The sequence below is a fragment of the Catenuloplanes atrovinosus genome (assembly GCF_031458235.1).
Classification (GTDB): Bacteria; Actinomycetota; Actinomycetes; order Mycobacteriales; family Micromonosporaceae; genus Catenuloplanes; species Catenuloplanes atrovinosus.
Genome location: NZ_JAVDYB010000001.1, coordinates 7083755 through 7100824 on the forward strand (window position 1 = coordinate 7083755; position 17070 = coordinate 7100824).

At 72.7% G+C, this 17070-nt stretch carries 12 protein-coding genes; 7 read left to right on the top strand and 5 right to left on the bottom strand.

What is annotated here, in order from left to right; genetic code table 11:
* Positions 1-79 precede the first annotated feature (79 nt).
* Positions 80-1564 (top strand): diguanylate cyclase domain-containing protein, encoded by a 1485-nt coding sequence (locus tag J2S41_RS31595; protein ID WP_310373430.1) that lies wholly within the window; start codon positions 80-82, stop codon positions 1562-1564.
* On the opposite strand, the gene J2S41_RS31600 is transcribed toward J2S41_RS31595, so the two are convergent.
* A complete protein-coding gene (locus J2S41_RS31600; RefSeq protein WP_310373432.1) occupies positions 1554-2981 on the bottom strand; it encodes a DHA2 family efflux MFS transporter permease subunit in 1428 nt (475 codons plus the stop codon). The genes J2S41_RS31595 and J2S41_RS31600 overlap by 11 nt on opposite strands.
* 92 nt (positions 2982-3073) lie before the next feature.
* Between J2S41_RS31600 and J2S41_RS31605 the strand changes: the two genes are divergently transcribed.
* Positions 3074-3748: a TetR/AcrR family transcriptional regulator gene (locus tag J2S41_RS31605; RefSeq protein ID WP_310373434.1), complete on the top strand. Its 675-nt coding sequence runs from the start codon at positions 3074-3076 to the stop codon at positions 3746-3748.
* Positions 3749-3829: 81 nt separating this feature from the next.
* Here the strand turns inward: J2S41_RS31605 and J2S41_RS31610 are convergent, their stop codons facing one another.
* The 3 genes from J2S41_RS31610 to J2S41_RS31620 all read right to left on the bottom strand — a co-directional run bounded on the left by J2S41_RS31610 (position 3830) and on the right by J2S41_RS31620 (position 6322).
* Positions 3830-4783, bottom strand: coding sequence for a DNA polymerase domain-containing protein (locus tag J2S41_RS31610; protein ID WP_310373436.1), 954 nt, complete (start codon positions 4781-4783; stop codon positions 3830-3832).
* Positions 4784-4807: 24 nt separating this feature from the next.
* Entirely contained in the window at positions 4808-5611 is an 804-nt protein-coding gene (locus J2S41_RS31615) for an ATP-binding protein (RefSeq protein ID WP_310373438.1), read from the bottom strand.
* 114 nt (positions 5612-5725) lie between these two features.
* A complete protein-coding gene (locus J2S41_RS31620) occupies positions 5726-6322 on the bottom strand; it encodes a hypothetical protein (RefSeq protein ID WP_310373441.1) in 597 nt (198 codons plus the stop codon).
* A 199-nt stretch (positions 6323-6521) separates the two neighbouring features.
* Between J2S41_RS31620 and J2S41_RS31625 the strand changes: the two genes are divergently transcribed.
* The 5 genes from J2S41_RS31625 to dnaE all read left to right on the top strand — a co-directional run bounded on the left by J2S41_RS31625 (position 6522) and on the right by dnaE (position 16194).
* Positions 6522-7283 (top strand): response regulator transcription factor, encoded by a 762-nt coding sequence (locus J2S41_RS31625; protein ID WP_310373443.1) that lies wholly within the window; start codon positions 6522-6524, stop codon positions 7281-7283.
* Positions 7261-8766: a sensor histidine kinase gene (locus tag J2S41_RS31630; protein WP_310373445.1), complete on the top strand. Its 1506-nt coding sequence runs from the start codon at positions 7261-7263 to the stop codon at positions 8764-8766. Before J2S41_RS31625 ends, J2S41_RS31630 begins: the two co-directional genes overlap by 23 nt.
* Positions 8767-8902: 136 nt before the next feature.
* On the top strand, positions 8903-11095 hold the full coding sequence (locus J2S41_RS31635) for an ArnT family glycosyltransferase (RefSeq protein WP_310373447.1): 2193 nt from the start codon (positions 8903-8905) through the stop codon (positions 11093-11095).
* A gap of 6 nt (positions 11096-11101) precedes the next feature.
* Positions 11102-12346, top strand: coding sequence for a bifunctional glycosyltransferase family 2/GtrA family protein (locus J2S41_RS31640; RefSeq protein WP_310373449.1), 1245 nt, complete (start codon positions 11102-11104; stop codon positions 12344-12346).
* 320 nt (positions 12347-12666) lie between these two features.
* Positions 12667-16194, top strand: coding sequence for a DNA polymerase III subunit alpha (gene dnaE / locus J2S41_RS31645; protein WP_310373451.1), 3528 nt, complete (start codon positions 12667-12669; stop codon positions 16192-16194).
* 131 nt (positions 16195-16325) lie between these two features.
* Here the strand turns inward: dnaE and J2S41_RS31650 are convergent, their stop codons facing one another.
* Positions 16326-17051, bottom strand: coding sequence for a helix-turn-helix transcriptional regulator (locus tag J2S41_RS31650; protein ID WP_310373453.1), 726 nt, complete (start codon positions 17049-17051; stop codon positions 16326-16328).
* Positions 17052-17070: the final 19 nt, after the last annotated feature.

Below are 17070 nucleotides of genomic sequence, written 5' to 3' on the forward strand. Positions count from 1 at the left end.
ACTGTTCCACGTAACGCTCAGGTTTCCCCGGCCGTGGCCGATGGACCGGCGGATCGTCTCGACCACGGAGGAGGACCCGGTGGGTCTGCCCGCGACGCCCTCGGCCGAGACGAGACGCCTGCGCGCCATCGTCGCCATCGCCCGCGCGGTCAACGACGCCGTGATCGACGAGCGCCGCTTCGGCGACCTGGTGGCGCGCACCGTGGCCACCCACGTGGGCGACGGTGCCACGCTCTGGCTCTACTCGCTGGACAACTCCTCGCTGGTCCGGGTGGGGGCCGGTCACCGGGACGCGATCTCCGCGATGCTGCTGCGCGAGGGCGCGGCCAGCGTGCTGCGCGGGCGCGGCGACGCGGTGGTGGACGCGGTGCTGGACAGCGGCGCCGCGGCCGTGCTCAACCAGGAGGAGATGGGCCGGCACATCGCCGAGTTCGACCCGCAGCTCGCGCCCTGGCTGGCGGTGTGCGGCGTGAGCAGCGTGGCCGTGCTGCCGCTGGGCGACGGCGCGTGGCCGTGCGGCGTGCTGATCGCGACCCGGGACGCGGGCCGCCCGGCGTACACCGACGAGGAGTTCGCCTTCCTCCAGGCCATCGCGGAGACCGCGGCCTCGACCGTGAACACCGCGTCGCTGCTGACCGGCTCCGCCGCCGCGGTCGAGGAACTGCGCCGCCAGGCCACCGCGTTCGACCAGCTCTCCGACGTGGTGGTGGCCTGGGACAACGAGGGCAAGGTGATCGGCTGGAACGCGACGGCCGAGCGCGTCTACGGCTACAGCGCCAGCGAGGCGCTCGGCTGCGACGTGCTGGCTCTGCTCGACACGCAGGTCGTCGACCCGGACACCGGCCTCGGCCGCCCGGCCGAGCGCGCCTACGCGGACCTGCTGGAGGCGCTGGCCGGTGCCGGCTCGGTGACGCTCGACCTGACCCAGCGGCGCGCGGACGGCGAGCGGCTGGCGGTCACCCGCACGCTCACCGGCCTCGCCGACCGGCAGGGCCGGATCATCGGCGTCATCGCGATCGACCACGACCTCGGCGACCGCGGACCGCGCGAGCGGACCGCGCTGCACGACCCGATCACCGGCCTGCCGAACGCCCGGTTCCTGCGCGACCACCTGGAACGCGTGCTGATCTCCTGGGCCGGCGGCGCCGGGCTCGCCGCCGCGCTAGTCATCCAGCTCGGCGACCTGAACACGCTGCTCAAGGGCCTGCCGACGGACGTTGCCGGGCAACTGGTCAAAGTCCTCGCCGGCCGGCTCGCCGCCTCGCTGCGCCGCGGCGACGTGATCGCGCGCACCGGGACGGACGAGTTCGTGGTGGTCGCGGAGAGCGTGGGCGACGTGGCGAACGTGGAACGCCTGGCGAAACGCCTGGTCACCGCGGCCCGTCAGCCGCTTGCCGCGGGCGGTCAGACCATGCTGCTGCACCCGGCCGTGGGCGTCTCCATGCTCGACGACCGGCAGCCGGTGCAGATCACCCCGGAGGAGCTGATCGGGCAGGCGGCCGACGCGCTGCCGACCGCCCGCGCCGATCCCACTCACATCTCGTTCTCGCCGGTCACGCCGTAGCCGCGGCCTCGGCCAGCCGCTCCGCGTCCGGGGTGGTCTGCGGCGTGGCGAGCGCGACCGCGATGTTCACCACCGCGAACGAGGCCGCGACCAGGATGCCCCGGTGGAAGCCGTCGACCAGCGCCTGCTGCGGCCCGACGCCGGCCGTCAGCTGGTCGGTCACATGGGTCAGCGACAGCGTCGTGACCACCGCCAGCCCGAGCGCGCCGCCGACCTGGTAGACCGCCGAGACCAGGCCGGACGCGGCGCCGGCCTCGTGGTCGCGCACGTCGGAGACCGCGGCGATCTGGGCCGGCACGCTGACCGCGATGATGCCGAAGCCGAACAGCACCAGGCCGGGGAGCAGCCCGGTGACGTACGAGTCGTCGGTACCGACCAGCGTCAGCACCAGCAGCCCGGCCACGCTGAGCACGGAGCCGGCCAATTGCACCGGGCGGGTGCCGAGCCGGGTGACCAACTGGCTGGCGATCACGGCCGCCAGGATCGCCGCGCCGCCCATCGGCAGGAAGTGCAGGCCCGCGTCGAGCGCGGAGTCACCCCGCACCTGCTGCAGGTAGATCGCGGTCAGGAAGAACATCGACAGGAACGCGGCCCCATTCAGGCCGAGCGCGACGCCGGACGTGGTCAGCGACCGGGACCGGAACAGCCGCATGGGTACGAGCGGGTCCGCCGAACGCCGCTCGACCAGCACGAACGCGGTGAGCAGCACGGCGCCGCCGATCAGGAAGCCGAGCACCTCGGCCGAGTCCCAGCCGCTGTGCTCCGCGCGCACCACGCCGTAGACCACCGCGAGCAGGCCGGCCGTGCTCAGCACCGCGCCGGCCAGGTCGAACGTGCGCCGGCCGGACCCGGCGTGCCGGATCTCCCGCACGAAGAACGGCGTGATCGCGACCAGCGCCACCACCAGCGGCACGTTGACCAGGAAGACCCAGCGCCAGTCCAGCGCGTCCACCAGCAGGCCGCCCGCGACCACGCCGAGCGTGCCGCCGAGGCCGGCGAGTCCGCCCCAGACGCCCATCGCGATGTTGCGGTCGCGGCCGGGCGGGAACGTGATCGTGAGCAGCGCGAGCGCGGCCGGGGAGAGCAGCGCGCCACCGAGGCCCTGCACCGCGCGGGCCACGATGAGCGACTCCGAGTTCGGCGCCAGGCCCGCGACCAGCGACGTCACGCCGAACAGCAGCAGGCCGCCGACGAACAGCCGGCGCGGGCCGAGCAGGTCGGCCGCGCGCCCGCCGAGCAGCAGGAAACCGCCGAAGAGCAGGGTGTACGCGCTGATCACCCACTGCAGGCCGTCCGGCGAGAAGTCCAGGTCGGACTGGATGTTCGGAAGCGCCACATTCACGATCGTCACGTCGAGGACGACGATGAACTGCGCCAGGGCCAGCACGACGAGCGTGGCCCAGGGACTCCGTCGCATTCAGCGTTGCCTTTCACGAGTTTGTCTACGCCGTAGGTCTACGTCGTATACGTACGGCGTAGACCGTAGGTGTACGTCGTAGACTTGTCAACGTGACCGCTCCCGCAGCCCCCGCCCGTGAGCGCCTCGACCCGGAGAAGATCGTGGTCAGCGCGCTCGCCATCGCCGACGCCGAAGGCCTCGCGGCCGTCACGATCCGGCGCCTGGCCCAGGAGCACGGCGTCACGCCGATGGCGCTCTACCGGCACTTCCGCGACAAGGACGAGCTGCTCCACGCGCTCGGCGACCACGTGCTGCGCACCGTGGCCCTGCCCGCGCCGTCCGGCGAGCCCTGGCACGTACAGCTGCGCGCGATCTTCGCCGCGCTGCTCGACGCGCTCGCCGCGCACCCGGTGGTGGCGCCGCTGATCGTGCCGCGCATCCTGGCCTCCGCCGGCGGCCTGGCACTGGCCGAGCGCGCGCTCGACCTGCTGGCCGAGGCCGGCTTCGACACCGACCGGGCCGCCACCGTCGGCACCCAGGCACTCTGCACCGTGATCACGCTGATCCCGTACGACCCGGCCGTCCGCACCATCCAGGACGACGAGCTCCGCGAGGAACGCATCCGCGCCAAGCGGGCGGCGCTGGCCACGCTCTCCCCCCGCCGCTACCCCCGGGTCACCGCCGCCGCCGACCCACTCACCGGCTGCGTGGTCAAGGAGAACTTCCTCGAACTCGGCCTCGACCTCGTCATCGCCGGACTCCGCGGCCTCGCCCCGAACCCCTGACCACGCTCCGATCCTTTCCCGCTTCCGCCGTGGTGGCGGCCCGCCTGCTCCCGTGGAAGCGGGAGATGCGGTCCTCGGGCTTCAGGATTCCGCTTTGCGGCGGGCGGCGGCGCGGCGTTTGCCCTCGTGCATGGCGGCGACCCGGGCGACCGGGATGGTGCGGCCCTCGTCGATGAGTTCCCGGGGGACGGGCTGTGGGGGTGGGAGCGCGTCGGACCACGGGTCGGCGGTGCCGAGCAGGGCCGGTGCGGTACGGATGGTGAAGTCGGCGGGGGTGATCGCGTCGAGGTCGGACCAGGGCACCGGGAAGGAGACCGGCACACCGGGGCGCAGGCGAGGGCTGTAGGCGGCGGCGACGGTGGCGCCGCCGGCGCGGGTCGCGTCCAGGAAGACCTTGCCGTGCCGGTCCTCGCGGATGAACGCGGTGGTGGCGAGCGCGGGGTCGACGCGTTCGGCGCGGGCCGCGAGCGCACGGGTGGCGGCCGCGACCTCCTCGGTGTCGGCGTCCCGGATCGGGACGAAGACGTGCACACCCTTGGCGCCGCTGGTCTTCACGGCGCCGGTCAGCCCGCAGCCGGTCAACGCGACCCGGACCAACTCGGCGGCGCGGACGGCCAGGCCGAAGGAGCCGTCCTCCTCCGGCGGGTCCAGGTCGATGATCAGGTGGGTCTGGCGGTTGGGCGCGTCGGCGCGGGCGAGCGCGGGGTGGTACTCGATCGCGCGCTGGTTGCCGAACCAGAGCAGCGTGCGGCGGTCGTCGCAGAGCGCGTAGCGGACCGTGCGGTGCGACGCCTCGGCCCAGACCTCGGTGGTCCGGACCCAGTCCGGCGTGTACTTCGGCACGTTCTTCTGCATGAACGCGTCCTGGCCGCGCAGCACCCGGATGACCGAGAGCGGACGGCCGGCGAGCTGTGGCAGGAACCGGTCCGCGACCGCGTCGAGGTACTCGATGAGGTCGCGTTTGGTCGCGCCGGCGCCGTCGAAGAGTGGTGCGTCGAGGTTGGTCAGCGCCACCCCGTCACGCGTCTCGCCCATCGCCACACCTTCGCACGCCGGAGGTCATCCGGCCAGGCGAAGCGCGGCCCAGACCGCCTTTCCCTGCGGCAGCGCGGCACAGCCCCAGCGGTACGCCTCGGCCTCGACCACGCGCAGGCCACGACCGCGTTCGGCGAGCGGCGCGCGCGGGTCGGCGGCGCTGATCGGGCGGATTCGCGGCGGCGCCGGGTTGCCGTCCGCGACCACCAGATAGAGGTACGGCCGGCGCAGCGTCACGGTCACGTCGATCGGCGTGGAGCCGTGCTCGACCGCGTTGTTGACCAGTTCGGACACCACCGCGCGGGCCGAGTAGAGCAGGTCGTGCACGTCCCAGCCGAGGCACGCGTCGCCGACGATCGAGCGGGCGAACGAGGCCGCCAGCGGGCCCGCGTCCAGCCGCAGGTGCTCCCACCGGCTCTCCGCCCGCAGATCGCCGGCGGCGGTGAGCGCCTTGTCCAGCGTGGCGTGCACCCGGACGCCACGGTTCAGCACGCGCAGCCGCGCCGCGACCGAGGCCCGGGCGACCAGCAGCAGCGGCGCCTCCGGGGAGTGACCGGCCCGCCAGCGCGGCGCCACGAAGACCGCGAGCGCGCCGTCGTGCGCGATCCGTACGCGGTCCAGCGAGACGATCACCACCACCGGGCACTCGGCGAGCGCCTTGGTGATCACGGATCGGGCGCGGGCGGCGCTGCGCAGCGTCAGCTCACCCTCGAACGCGATGAGAACGGCGCCGCGGCTGTCGTCGCGCGCCACTATCGCGGACAGTTTTCCGGTGCCGCTCACTGCGGGCCCACCCCGTCCGGTCGGGAACGTTGCCGTGTTCGTCATCGGACCGAGTGTCGACGCGCCTCACCTGGCACAACAGACGGGCAGTGCGTCATCGGCCACGGAATCCCACGGAGTCCCACGGACGGGGCGGGCCCGGCGCGGCGGCCGGCGGCCTCAGGAGGCGGGGGTGAGCGGCGCGCAGGCCTCGACCGCCGTCGCCGTGGTGGCGTCCGCGGTGTTCAGCGCGGCCGGGTCGGTCACGCCGTTCTCGGTCAGGCAGTTCTCGTACGCGGCGGAGGCGCCGTTGTCGCCCCGCGCGCCGCCGGGACCACCCTGGCCGCCGCCCATCTGCGGCAGCGAGTCGGTGCAGGCCCCGGTCGCGGCGGCCCAGGCCGCCTCGTCGACGCCCTCGGGCTTGAGCGAGTCGGCGAAGCCACCGCCGCCGCGCTGCCCGCCGCCGCCCGGCCCACCGGAACCCTGCGGGAACGGCTGCCCCGAGCCCTGCGGGCGGGGCTGACCGGAACCCTGCGGGAACGCGCCGCCGGAGGGGCGCGGGCCGCGGGACGGGTTCGCGGTCGGCACCGTCACCTCGATGCCGTGCTGCTTGAGGCAGGCCGCGTAGGCGGCGAGCGCGTTCTGCCCGTCGCCGCCGGAGCTCGCCGCGTCGTCGGACGAGCCGGAACCGCCACAGCCGGCGGCGAGCAGCAGCGCCGCGGACCCGGCCAGCGCGACGGCCGCCAGCCGCCGGTGGACGTGTGCACTGACAGGCACGACTTCCTCCTTGATCGGGAGACCACATGCAAGCGGGCGGACCTTCGAGCACGGTCGGCCGGCGCTCGAAGGAGGCTCGGAGCGCACCCGTCCGGCGTACCGTCGGAGGATTTCGGTCGTTCCGGTCTGGCGGGCCTCCACAGGTGTTACACAGGGTCGGTAAAGGCCCTGCCCAGCTGGGCGGCGAACCATCGAGAGCATGACGACGACGATGCACCCCGACCTTCGCGACACCACCGGCTCCGCCCGGCCGGACCTGCGCCGTGCCGACGGCAGCCCGGTCCGGGTGCTGGTGGTCGACGACGAGTCCACGCTGGCCGAGCTGCTGTCCATGGCGCTGCGCTACGAGGGCTGGGAGGTGCGCTCGGCCGGTGACGGCAGCGGCGCGGTGCGCGCGGCCCGCGACTTCCGGCCGGACGCGGTGATCCTGGACGTGATGCTGCCGGACATGGACGGGCTGGAGGTGCTGCGCCGGCTGCGTGGCGAGGCGCCCGAGGTGCCGGTGCTGTTCCTCACCGCCAAGGACTCGGTGGAGGACCGGATCGCGGGGCTGACCGCGGGCGGCGACGACTACGTGACCAAGCCGTTCAGCCTGGAGGAGGTCGTGGCGCGGCTGCGCGGGCTGATGCGCCGGGCCGGCCGGGCCGCGATGCGCTCGGACGCGGAGCTGGTGGTCGGCGATCTGACGCTGGACGAGGACAGCCACGAGGTGCGCCGCGGCGGCGACCAGATCACGCTCACCGCGACCGAGTTCGAGCTGCTGCGCTACCTGATGCGCAATCCGCGCCGGGTGCTGTCCAAGGCGCAGATCCTGGACCGGGTGTGGAACTACGACTTCGGCGGTCAGGCGAACGTGGTCGAGCTGTACATCTCGTACCTGCGCAAGAAGATCGACGCCGGCCGCAAGCCGATGATCCACACCATGCGCGGTGCCGGTTATGTCCTCAAGCCGGCGGACTGATCGCCCGCGCGGGCCCAAGGGCTGGCCGCTGCGGACCCGGCTGGTCGCCACCATGCTGGCGCTGCTGGCCGCGGCCTGCCTGCTGATCTCCGTGGTGACCGAGGTCGCGCTGCACCAGAACCTGCAGGCCCAGCTCGACCGTCAGCTCGACACGACCGCGCAGCGCGCGGAGAACTTCGGCCCGCCGCCGGACCGCGCGCCGCCGTCCGGCGACGGCGAGCAGCCGGACGAGTGGATCGGGCGTGGCCAGCCGGCCGGCACGCTGGTCGGCTACCTGCAGAGCCCGCACCGGACCGGCGTGCGCATCCTCGGCGACGACCTGGAGGAGATCGACGCCACCGGCACGCTGCTGGACGTGCTGGTCACGGTGCCGGTCGACGGCAAGCCCCGGACCTACACCCTGGAGGGGTACGGCGACTACCGGCTGAAGGCGCAGTGGACCCGATCCGGCGACCTGGTGGTCACCGGGCTGCCGACCGCGCAGGTGGAGAGCACCCAGATCCAGGTCGCCGTGATACTGGCCGCCGTCACCGCGGGCGCACTGGGCGTCGCCGGCGTCGCCGGGATTGTGATCATCAGGCGTACGCTGCGCCCGCTGCGCCGCGTCGCCGCCACCGCCGGTCGGGTCGCCGAGCTGGAGCTGGACCGCGGCGAGGTGGCGCTCGCGGAGCGGCTGCCGGACGACCTCACCGACCCGCGTACCGAGGTCGGGCAGGTCGGCGCCGCGCTCAACCGCATGCTCGGCAACGTCGAGGCCGCGCTCGCGGCACGGCATGCCAGCGAGACGCAGGTACGCCAGTTCGTGGCGGACGCCAGCCACGAGTTGCGCACGCCGCTGGCCGCGATCCGCGGGTACGCGGAGCTGACCCGCCGCGGCCGCCAGCAGGTCCCGCCCGAGGTCGCGCACGTGCTGAACCGGGTCGAGTCCGAGGCGAAGCGGATGACGCTGCTGGTCGAGGACATGCTGCTGCTGGCCCGGCTGGACGCCGGCCGCCCGCTGGAGCACGCGCCGGTCGACCTGGCGATGCTCGCGATCGACACGGTCAGCGACGCGCACGCGGCCGGGCCGCACCACGTCTGGCGGCTCGACCTGCCGCCGGAGGGCACCGGCGTGGAGGTGCTCGGCGACCGGGCACGGCTGCACCAGGTGCTGGCGAACCTGCTGGCCAACGCGCGTACGCACACGCCGCCCGGCACCGAGGTGACGGTCTCCGTCGGCGTCCGGGACGGCCGGGCCGCGATCATGGTGGCCGACGCCGGGCCGGGCATCCCGCCGGAGCTGCTGCCGCACGTCTTCGAGCGGTTCGCGCGCGGCGACAGCTCACGCTCCCGCGCCGCGGGCAGCACCGGGCTCGGCCTCGCGATCGTGCATGCGGTGGTCACCGCGCACGGCGGGCGCATCGACGTGCGCAGCCGGCCCGGCCGGACGGAGTTCCTGGTATCCATCCCGCTCGCCGCGAGCGCGCTGCCCGTAGGGGCGTAATCTCGCCGCAGTATTCTCAGCGTCCGCACAGCTTCGCCAGAGCGCGCGGTGAGATGTCCGCTCGATCCTGGTCGCCAGGGCTGCGGTGTGACCGGACAGCCCTCATTGCCGCCTGATCGAGCGAAGGACGAACCCGATGACCTCGACGTTGCCCACCGAGGCCCCGCCTCCCCCGGACCCGGACAATCCGGGCTCCCCGGCGCCGGTCGCGGACGCTCCCGACGGGACGGCGCGGGACTCGCGCCGGCGGCGAGTGCTCCGCGGGCCCGCCGACGACCCGGCCTGGGCCCGTCCCGCGCTGTACGCGCTGCTGGTCGCGACCGGCGTGCTCTACATCTGGGGGCTCGGCGCCTCCGGCTGGGCCAACTCGTTCTACGCGGCCGCGGTGCAGGCCGGCTCCGAGAGCTGGCAGGCCTTCTTCTTCGGCTCGTCCGACGCGGCGAACTTCATCACCGTCGACAAGACGCCGCTCTCGCTGTGGCCGATGGCGCTCGCCGCCCGGATCTTCGGCATGAACTCGTGGAGCATGCTCGTCCCGCAGGCGCTGATGGGCGTCGCGTCGGTCGCGCTGCTGTACGCCACGGTCCGGCGCTGGTTCCCGCCCGCCGCGGCGCTGCTGGCCGGCGCGGTGCTCGCCACCACCCCGGTCGCGGCGCTGATGTTCCGCTTCAACAACCCGGACGCGCTGCTGGTGCTGCTGATGGTGGCGGCCTGCTGGGCGATGGTCCGGGCGCTGGAGCGCGGTGTGACCACCTGGCTGCTGCTCTGCGGTGTGTTCATGGGCCTCGGCTACCTGGCCAAGATGCTCCAGGTGCTGCTGATCCTGCCCGCGCTCGGCCTGGTCTACCTGATCGCCGGTCCGCCGCGCCTCGGCAAGCGGCTGCTCCAACTGCTCGGCGCCGCCGGCGCGATGATCGTGGCGGCCGGCTGGTGGATCGCCGCGGTCGAGCTGTGGCCGGAGGAGTCCCGTCCGTACATCGGCGGCTCGCAGAACAACAGCATCCTGGAGCTGACGCTCGGCTACAACGGGCTCGGCAGGCTGAACGGCGACGAGACCGGCAGCGTCGGCGGCGGCATGGTCACCCGCGGCGCCGGCGGCAACTACCTCGGCGGGCCCGCCGGCATGCCCGGCCCGGTCGGCGGCGGCATGTGGGGCGAGTCCGGCGTCCTGCGGATGTTCGACGCGTCGCAGGGCGGTCAGATCGCCTGGCTGCTGCCGGCCGCGCTGGTGCTGATGATCGCCGGGCTGGTGATCACCGCGCGCCGGCCGCGCACCGACCGTACCCGGGCCGCGTTCGTGCTCTGGGGTGGCTGGCTGGTCGTCACCGCGCTGACGTTCAGCTTCATGCAGGGCATCTTCCACGCGTACTACACGGTCGCGCTCGCCCCGGCGATCGGCGCACTGGTCGGCATGGGCGCGGCGCTGCTCTGGGAGCGGCGGCGCCGCGCGTGGGCGGCGGCACTGCTGGCCGTGACGGTCGGCAGCACCGCGGTCTGGGCCTGGGTGCTGCTCGGGCGCAGCGCGGACTGGTACCCGTGGCTGCGCTGGACCGTGCTGATCGGCGGCGTCCTCGCCGCGGTGGCGCTGGTCGCGACCAGCCGGCTGGCCGCGCGGATCGCGGTGCCGGTGGGCGTGGTCGCGGCCGCGGTGGCGCTCGCCGCGCCGGCCGCGTACGCGGTCAACACCGCGGGTACGCCGCACACCGGCTCGATCCCGTCGGCCGGGCCGGCCACCCAGGGCATGGGCGGCGGTGGCGGGCGCGGCGGCCGGGGCGGTTTTCCCGGCGGCGGTTTCCCCGGCGGCGGCCAGGTGCCGCCGAACGGCGGCACGCAACTCTTCCCCGGCGGCGCGCAGGGCGGCGCGCAGGGTGGCCCGCAGGGCTTCCCCGACGGCGGGATGTACGGCTTCGGTGGCCGCGGCAACGCCGCCGGCGGCATGGGTGGGCTGCTCAACGGCTCCGCGCCGAGCGAGGAGATGATCGCGCTGCTGGAGGCGGACGCGGACAGCTACACCTGGATCGCGGCCGCGGTCGGCTCCAACCGCGCCTCCGGATACCAGCTCGCCACCGGTGAGCCGGTGATGGCGATCGGCGGCTTCAACGGCACCGACCCCGCGCCCTCGCTCGCGCAGTTCCAGGAGTACGTGGAGCAGGGCAGGATCCACTACTTCCTCGGCGACGGCGGCTTCGGCGGCGGCGCACGCGACGGCAGCAGCCAGGTCAGCGCGGAGATCGCGACCTGGGTGCAGGCCAACTTCACCGCGCGGACCATCGACGACACGCCCGTCTACGACCTGACCACGCCCGCCACCACCACGCAGGGAAGCTGATCCGTCGTGCCGATCACCGCAGCGGAGACCGCACCGGCCGGCGCCACGCCGGTCACGGCCGCACTCGACGTCGTCATCCCGGTCTACAACGAGGAGCGGGACCTGGAGCCGTGCGTGCGCCGGCTGCACGAGCACCTCAGCGCCACGTTCCCGTACCCGTTCCAGATCACCATCGCGGACAACGCCAGCACGGACGGCACGCTCGAGGTCGGACGGCGGCTCGCCGCCACCATGCCCGGCGTGGCGGTCACGCATCTGCCCCGCAAGGGCCGGGGCCACGCGCTGAAGGAGGTGTGGTCCGCGTCCGGCGCGCCGGTGCTGGCGTACATGGACGTGGACCTCTCCACCGACCTGGCCGCGCTGCTGCCGCTGGTCGCGCCGCTCTTCTCCGGCCACTCGGACGTGGCGATAGGGTCCCGGCTGGCCCGGAACTCGCGGGTGGTCCGCGGCGCCAAGCGGGAGATCATCTCGCGGAGCTACAACCTGATCCTGCGCGGTACGCTCCAGGCCCGCTTCTCCGACGCGCAGTGCGGCTTCAAGGCGATCCGCAAGGACGTGGCGGACCGGTTGCTGCCGCTGGTCGAGGACACCGGCTGGTTCTTCGACACCGAGCTGCTGGTCCTGGCCGAGCGCGCCGGCCTGCGCATCCACGAGGTGCCGGTCGACTGGGTGGACGACCCGGACAGCCGCGTCGACATCGTCGCCACCGCGATCGCCGACCTGAGGGGCATAGCCCGGCTCGCCCGCGCGCTCGCCACCGGCCGGCTGCCCATGGCCGAGCTGCGCGCGCAGCTCGGCCGCGCCCCGCTCGCGCCGGTGCCGGGCGTACCGGCCGGGATGACCGGCCAGTTGCTCACGTTCGCCGCGATCGGCGTGGTCAGCACGCTGGCCTACCTGGTCATCTACGCCGGTCTCCGGCTCGGCACCGGCCCGCAGCCGGCCAACCTGCTGGCGCTGCTGATCACCGCGATCGGCAACACGGCCGCGAACCGCCGCATCACCTTCGGCGTGCACGGCGCGGACGGCGCGGCCCGCCACCACGCGCAGGGCCTGGTGATCTTCGGGCTGGGGCTCGCGTTGACCAGCGGCTCCCTGGCCCTGCTGCACGCCGTGACGGACTCTCCACACCGCCTGGCCGAGCTGTCCATCCTGATCGTCGCCAACCTGACCGCCACGCTGCTCCGTTTTCTCCTGCTGCGCGTCTGGGTCTTCAGCCCGAACGGGAAGTATCGGTCGAACGCCCGGCCATAGACCATCACCGTCCTACGATCCACAACCTCGCGACAGGGCCCTCGGCGAGATGACGTGCGCGCCGGCCGCGATGCGGAGTCATCCCCGGCGCGCACGCCAATACGCTGCGTCGCCAAGCCATCACCCGTACCCCCGACGGGTGGTGAAAGCTTGACCGTGTCGAGACCTTCGGCGGGCGGCGGCACGGGGGGACGGCGCGACCTGCGCGGGTGTGGCGTCGGCGGCGCCACACCGGGGGCGGGGGACGGCGCGAATCCCGCGGCGCGGGGCTAGTCTGGGTCCTCCGCCGCAGTCGTGATCGAATCGGGGTGAGTCCTGCCGTGGGCGATTCGTTCGTGCACCTCCACGTGCACACGGAGTATTCGATGCTCGACGGTGCGGCGCGATTGAAGGACCTCTTCAAGGAGGCGAAGCGGCTCGGCATGCCGGCCGTGGCGATCAGCGACCACGGCAACATGCACGGGGCGTACGACTTCTACAAGCAGGCCAAGGCGGCGGACATCACGCCGATCCTGGGCGTCGAGGCGTACGTGGCACCCGAGTCCCGCTTCCACAAACAGCGCGTGAAGTGGGGCCGGCCGGAGCAGAAGTCGGACGACGTCTCCGGTAACGGCGCGATCACGCACATGACCATGTGGGCGCAGTCCGCCGAGGGGCTGCACAACCTGTTCAAGCTGAACTCGCGCGCGTCGTTCGAGGGTCACTACGTGAAGTGGCCGCGGATGGACATGGAGCTGATCTCCCAGCACGCCAAGGGGATCATGGCGACCACCGGGTGCCCGTCCGGCGCGGTGCAGACCCGGTTGCGACTCGGCCAGTTCGACGAGGCGATCAAGGTCGCCGGGCAGTACCAGGACATCTTCGGGAAGGACAACTACTTCCTGGAGATCATGGACCACGGGCTGGAGATCGAGCGCCGGGTCCGGGACGGGCTGCTGGAGATCAGCAGGAAGCTGGGCATCCCGCCGGTGGTCACGAACGACTCGCACTACACGTACGAGGAGCAGGCCGCCGCGCATGACGTGCTGCTCTGCGTGCAGACCGGCGCGAACGTGGACGACCCCAACCGGTTCCGGTTCGACGGCAACGGCTACTTCGTGAAGTCCGCGGACCAGATGCGCGCGGTCGACTCCTCCGAGGCCTGGCAGGAGGGCTGCCGGAACACGCTGCTGGTGGCCGAGAAGGTCGACACCACCGGCATGTTCACCTTCCGGAACCTGATGCCTCGCTTCCCCGTACCGGAGGGCGAGACCGAGGAGTCGTGGTTCCGCAAGGAGGTCTTCGAGGGCCTCAAGCGGCGCTTCCCGGGCGGCATCCCGGAGACCCACACCACGCAGGCCGAGTACGAGATCGGCGTCATCGTGCAGATGGGCTTCCCGTCGTACTTCCTGGTGGTCGCGGACTTCATCGGCTGGGCCAAGGACAACGGCATCGCGGTCGGCCCGGGCCGTGGCTCCGCGGCGGGCTCGCTGGTGGCGTACGCGATGGGCATCACCGACCTGGACCCGCTGCCGCACGGCCTGATCTTCGAGCGGTTCCTGAACCCCGACCGCGTCTCCATGCCCGACATCGACATCGACTTCGACGAGCGCCGGCGCGGTGACGTGATCCGGTACGTGACGGAGAAGTGGGGCGAGGACCGGGTCGCGCAGATCGCCACATTCGGCACGATCAAGGCGAAGGCCGCGATCAAGGACTCCGCCCGCGTGCTCGGGTACCCGTACGCGGTCGGCGACCGGATCACCAAGGCCATGCCGCCGGCCGTGATGGGCAAGGACATCCCGCTCTCCGGCATCTTCGACCCGAACCACCCGCGGTACTCGGAGGCGACCGAGATCCGCGCGCTCTACGAGGCCGAGCACGACGTCAAGAAGGTGATCGACACCGCGCGCGGTATCGAGGGCCTGATCCGGCAGACCGGCGTGCACGCCGCCGGCGTCATCATGTCCGCCGAGCCGATCATCGAGCACATCCCGCTGATGCGGCGCGACGCGGACGGCACGATCATCACGCAGTTCGACTACCCGACCTGCGAGACGCTCGGCCTGCTGAAGATGGACTTCCTCGGCCTGCGGAACCTGACGATCATCGACGACGCGGTCAAGAACATCGAGCTCAACCACGGCCTGAAGCTCGACCTGCTCGGCCTCTCGCTGGACGACAAGGCCACCTACGAGCTGCTCGCCCGCGGCGACACGCTGGGCGTGTTCCAGCTGGACGGCGGCCCGATGCGCTCGCTGCTGCGCCTGATGAAGCCGGACAACTTCGAGGACATCTCGGCGGTGCTGGCGCTCTACCGGCCGGGCCCGATGGGTGCGGATTCGCACACCAACTACGCGCTCCGCAAGAACGGGCTGCAGGACATCATCCCGATCCACCCGGAGCTGGAGGAGCCGCTCAAGGAGATCCTCGGCCCGACGTACGGGCTGATCGTCTACCAGGAGCAGGTGCAGCGCGCCGCGCAGAAGCTGGCCGGATACTCGCTCGGCCAGGCCGACCTGCTGCGCCGCGCCATGGGCAAGAAGAAGAAGGAGGTCCTCGAGAAGGAGTTCGTCCCGTTCCGCGACGGCATGCGCGGCAACGGCTACTCCGACGAGGCCATCCAGAAGCTGTGGGACGTGCTGGTCCCGTTCGCGGACTACGCGTTCAACAAGGCGCACACCGCCGGGTACGGCCTGGTCTCCTACTGGACCGGCTACCTCAAGGCGAACTACCCCGCGGAGTACATGGCCGGCCTGCTCACCTCCGTCGGCGACGACAAGGACAAGATGGCCATGTACCTGGCGGAGTGCCGCCGGATGGGCATCAGCGTGCTCCCGCCGGACGTCAACGAGTCCGCCGGCCCGTTCACCCCGATCGGCAAGGACATCCGGTTCGGCCTCGCCGCGGTCCGCAACGTCGGCGCGAACGTGGTGGAGGCGATCCGCCGCTGCCGCGACGAGAAGGGCAAGTACACCGACTTCTACGACTTCCTGTCCAAGGTCGACGCCGTCGTCTGCAACAAGAAGACGATCGAGTCGCTGATCAAGGCGGGCGCGTTCGACTCGATGGGCCACCCCCGCAAGGGCCTGCTGGCCATCCACGCCGAGGCGATCGAGGCGTTCGCCAGCGTCAAGAAGAACGAGGCGGTCGGCCAGTTCGACCTGTTCGGCGCCGGCTTCGGCGACGCCGCGCCGTCCGCCACCGTCGCCATGCCCACGATCGCCGACTCCGAGTGGGACAAGCGCGACAAGCTCGCGTTCGAGCGCGAGATGCTCGGCCTCTACGTCTCCGACCACCCGCTCTTCGGCCTGGAGCACGTGCTCTCCCAGCACGCCGACACCAGCATCGCCGCGCTCGCCGAGGAGGGCACCGTCCCGGACGGCGCCGTCGTCACGCTGGCCGGCATCCTCTCCGGCGTCCAGCGCCGCGTCACCAAGCAGGGCAAGGCCTGGGCGTCCGCCACGCTGGAGGGTCTGGCCGGCGGCGTCGAGGCGCTGTTCTTCCCGAACACCTACGAGATGGTCGGCCAGTACATCGCCGAGGACGCCATCGTCGTCGTCAAGGGCCGCGTCGACCGCCGCGACGACACCCCCCGGATCATGGCGATGGACATGATGATGCCCGACGTCACCGCGAACCCCGACTCCAAGCCGGTCGTCCTCACCATGCCGATCACCCGCTGCACGCCACCGCTGGTCGAGAAGCTGAAGGAGGTCCTGATGCTCCACCCCGGCGACAACGAGATCCACGTCAAACTGGTCAACGGCGGCCGCACCACCGTCCTCCGCCTCGGCACCCGCGTGGCCCCGACGACCGCACTGATGGGCGACCTCAAGAGCGTCCTCGGCCCCGCGGCCGTCGGATAAAACCGGATATACCCGCTCCCGGCCGGGCCGGTCTCCGCATGCTCCCGCGGGCACCGGTCGGCCGCGGGCGGCCTCCCTGCCGGTTCCGCACCCGGTCGGGCAAACCCTCGGTGTGCCGGCCGGCTCGGGCGTCAGCAGCCGGACGCCCACCAGTCGATGACGGCCGACAGCAGGGTGAAGAGGGCGGCCAGCAGCAGTGCGGCCAGCACGATCGGCGCGAGTGCGGCGAGCGGGGGCGGGCCGGGCGTGGGGTGCGGCGCGCGGGCGCCGGGAATCCGCGGTGCGGCGGCCGGCAGGTCCGGGACCGCGGGCTCCGGGTCGGGCGCGGCCAGCGTCGCGCGCCATTCCCGCCAGCGCTCACGGTCGTCGTCGGGCAGGTCGAGGGAGGTCAGGATGCGGTCGAGGAACTCGCCGGACGGGACGCGGGTGGCGTTGAGGGCGGCGCTGACCGTGCTGGGTGAGTAGTTGGCGCGGGCCGCGACCGCGCGCTGGGTGCTGCGGCGGCGGATCAGCTCGCGCAGCCGGAGGTTGAAGTCGGTGGGGGCGGTCGGTGCGCCCGCGGGATCGTCCGTGGCGGCGGAGGAGCGCTGCCGGGTGAGCGCGTCCCGGGCCCGCTCCCAGACCAGGCGCAGCGCCTGCTCGTCGGCGCCGCACGCGGTGCCGTACGCGCGGGCGACCTGCCAGGTGGGCAGCGCGTCACCCGACGCGGCGCGGCTGAAGACGGAGGCGGAGTAGCCGCCGGCGCGCTCCAGCTCGGGGTAGGTCCTCCCGGAGGCGGCCCGCAGCCGGCGCAGGTGCTCGGCCAGCGCGGCCAGCTCCCGTACCCCGGTGGTGATCGTCTTCTCCGGCCGTCCCATTGCGGTAGAAAATACCGCA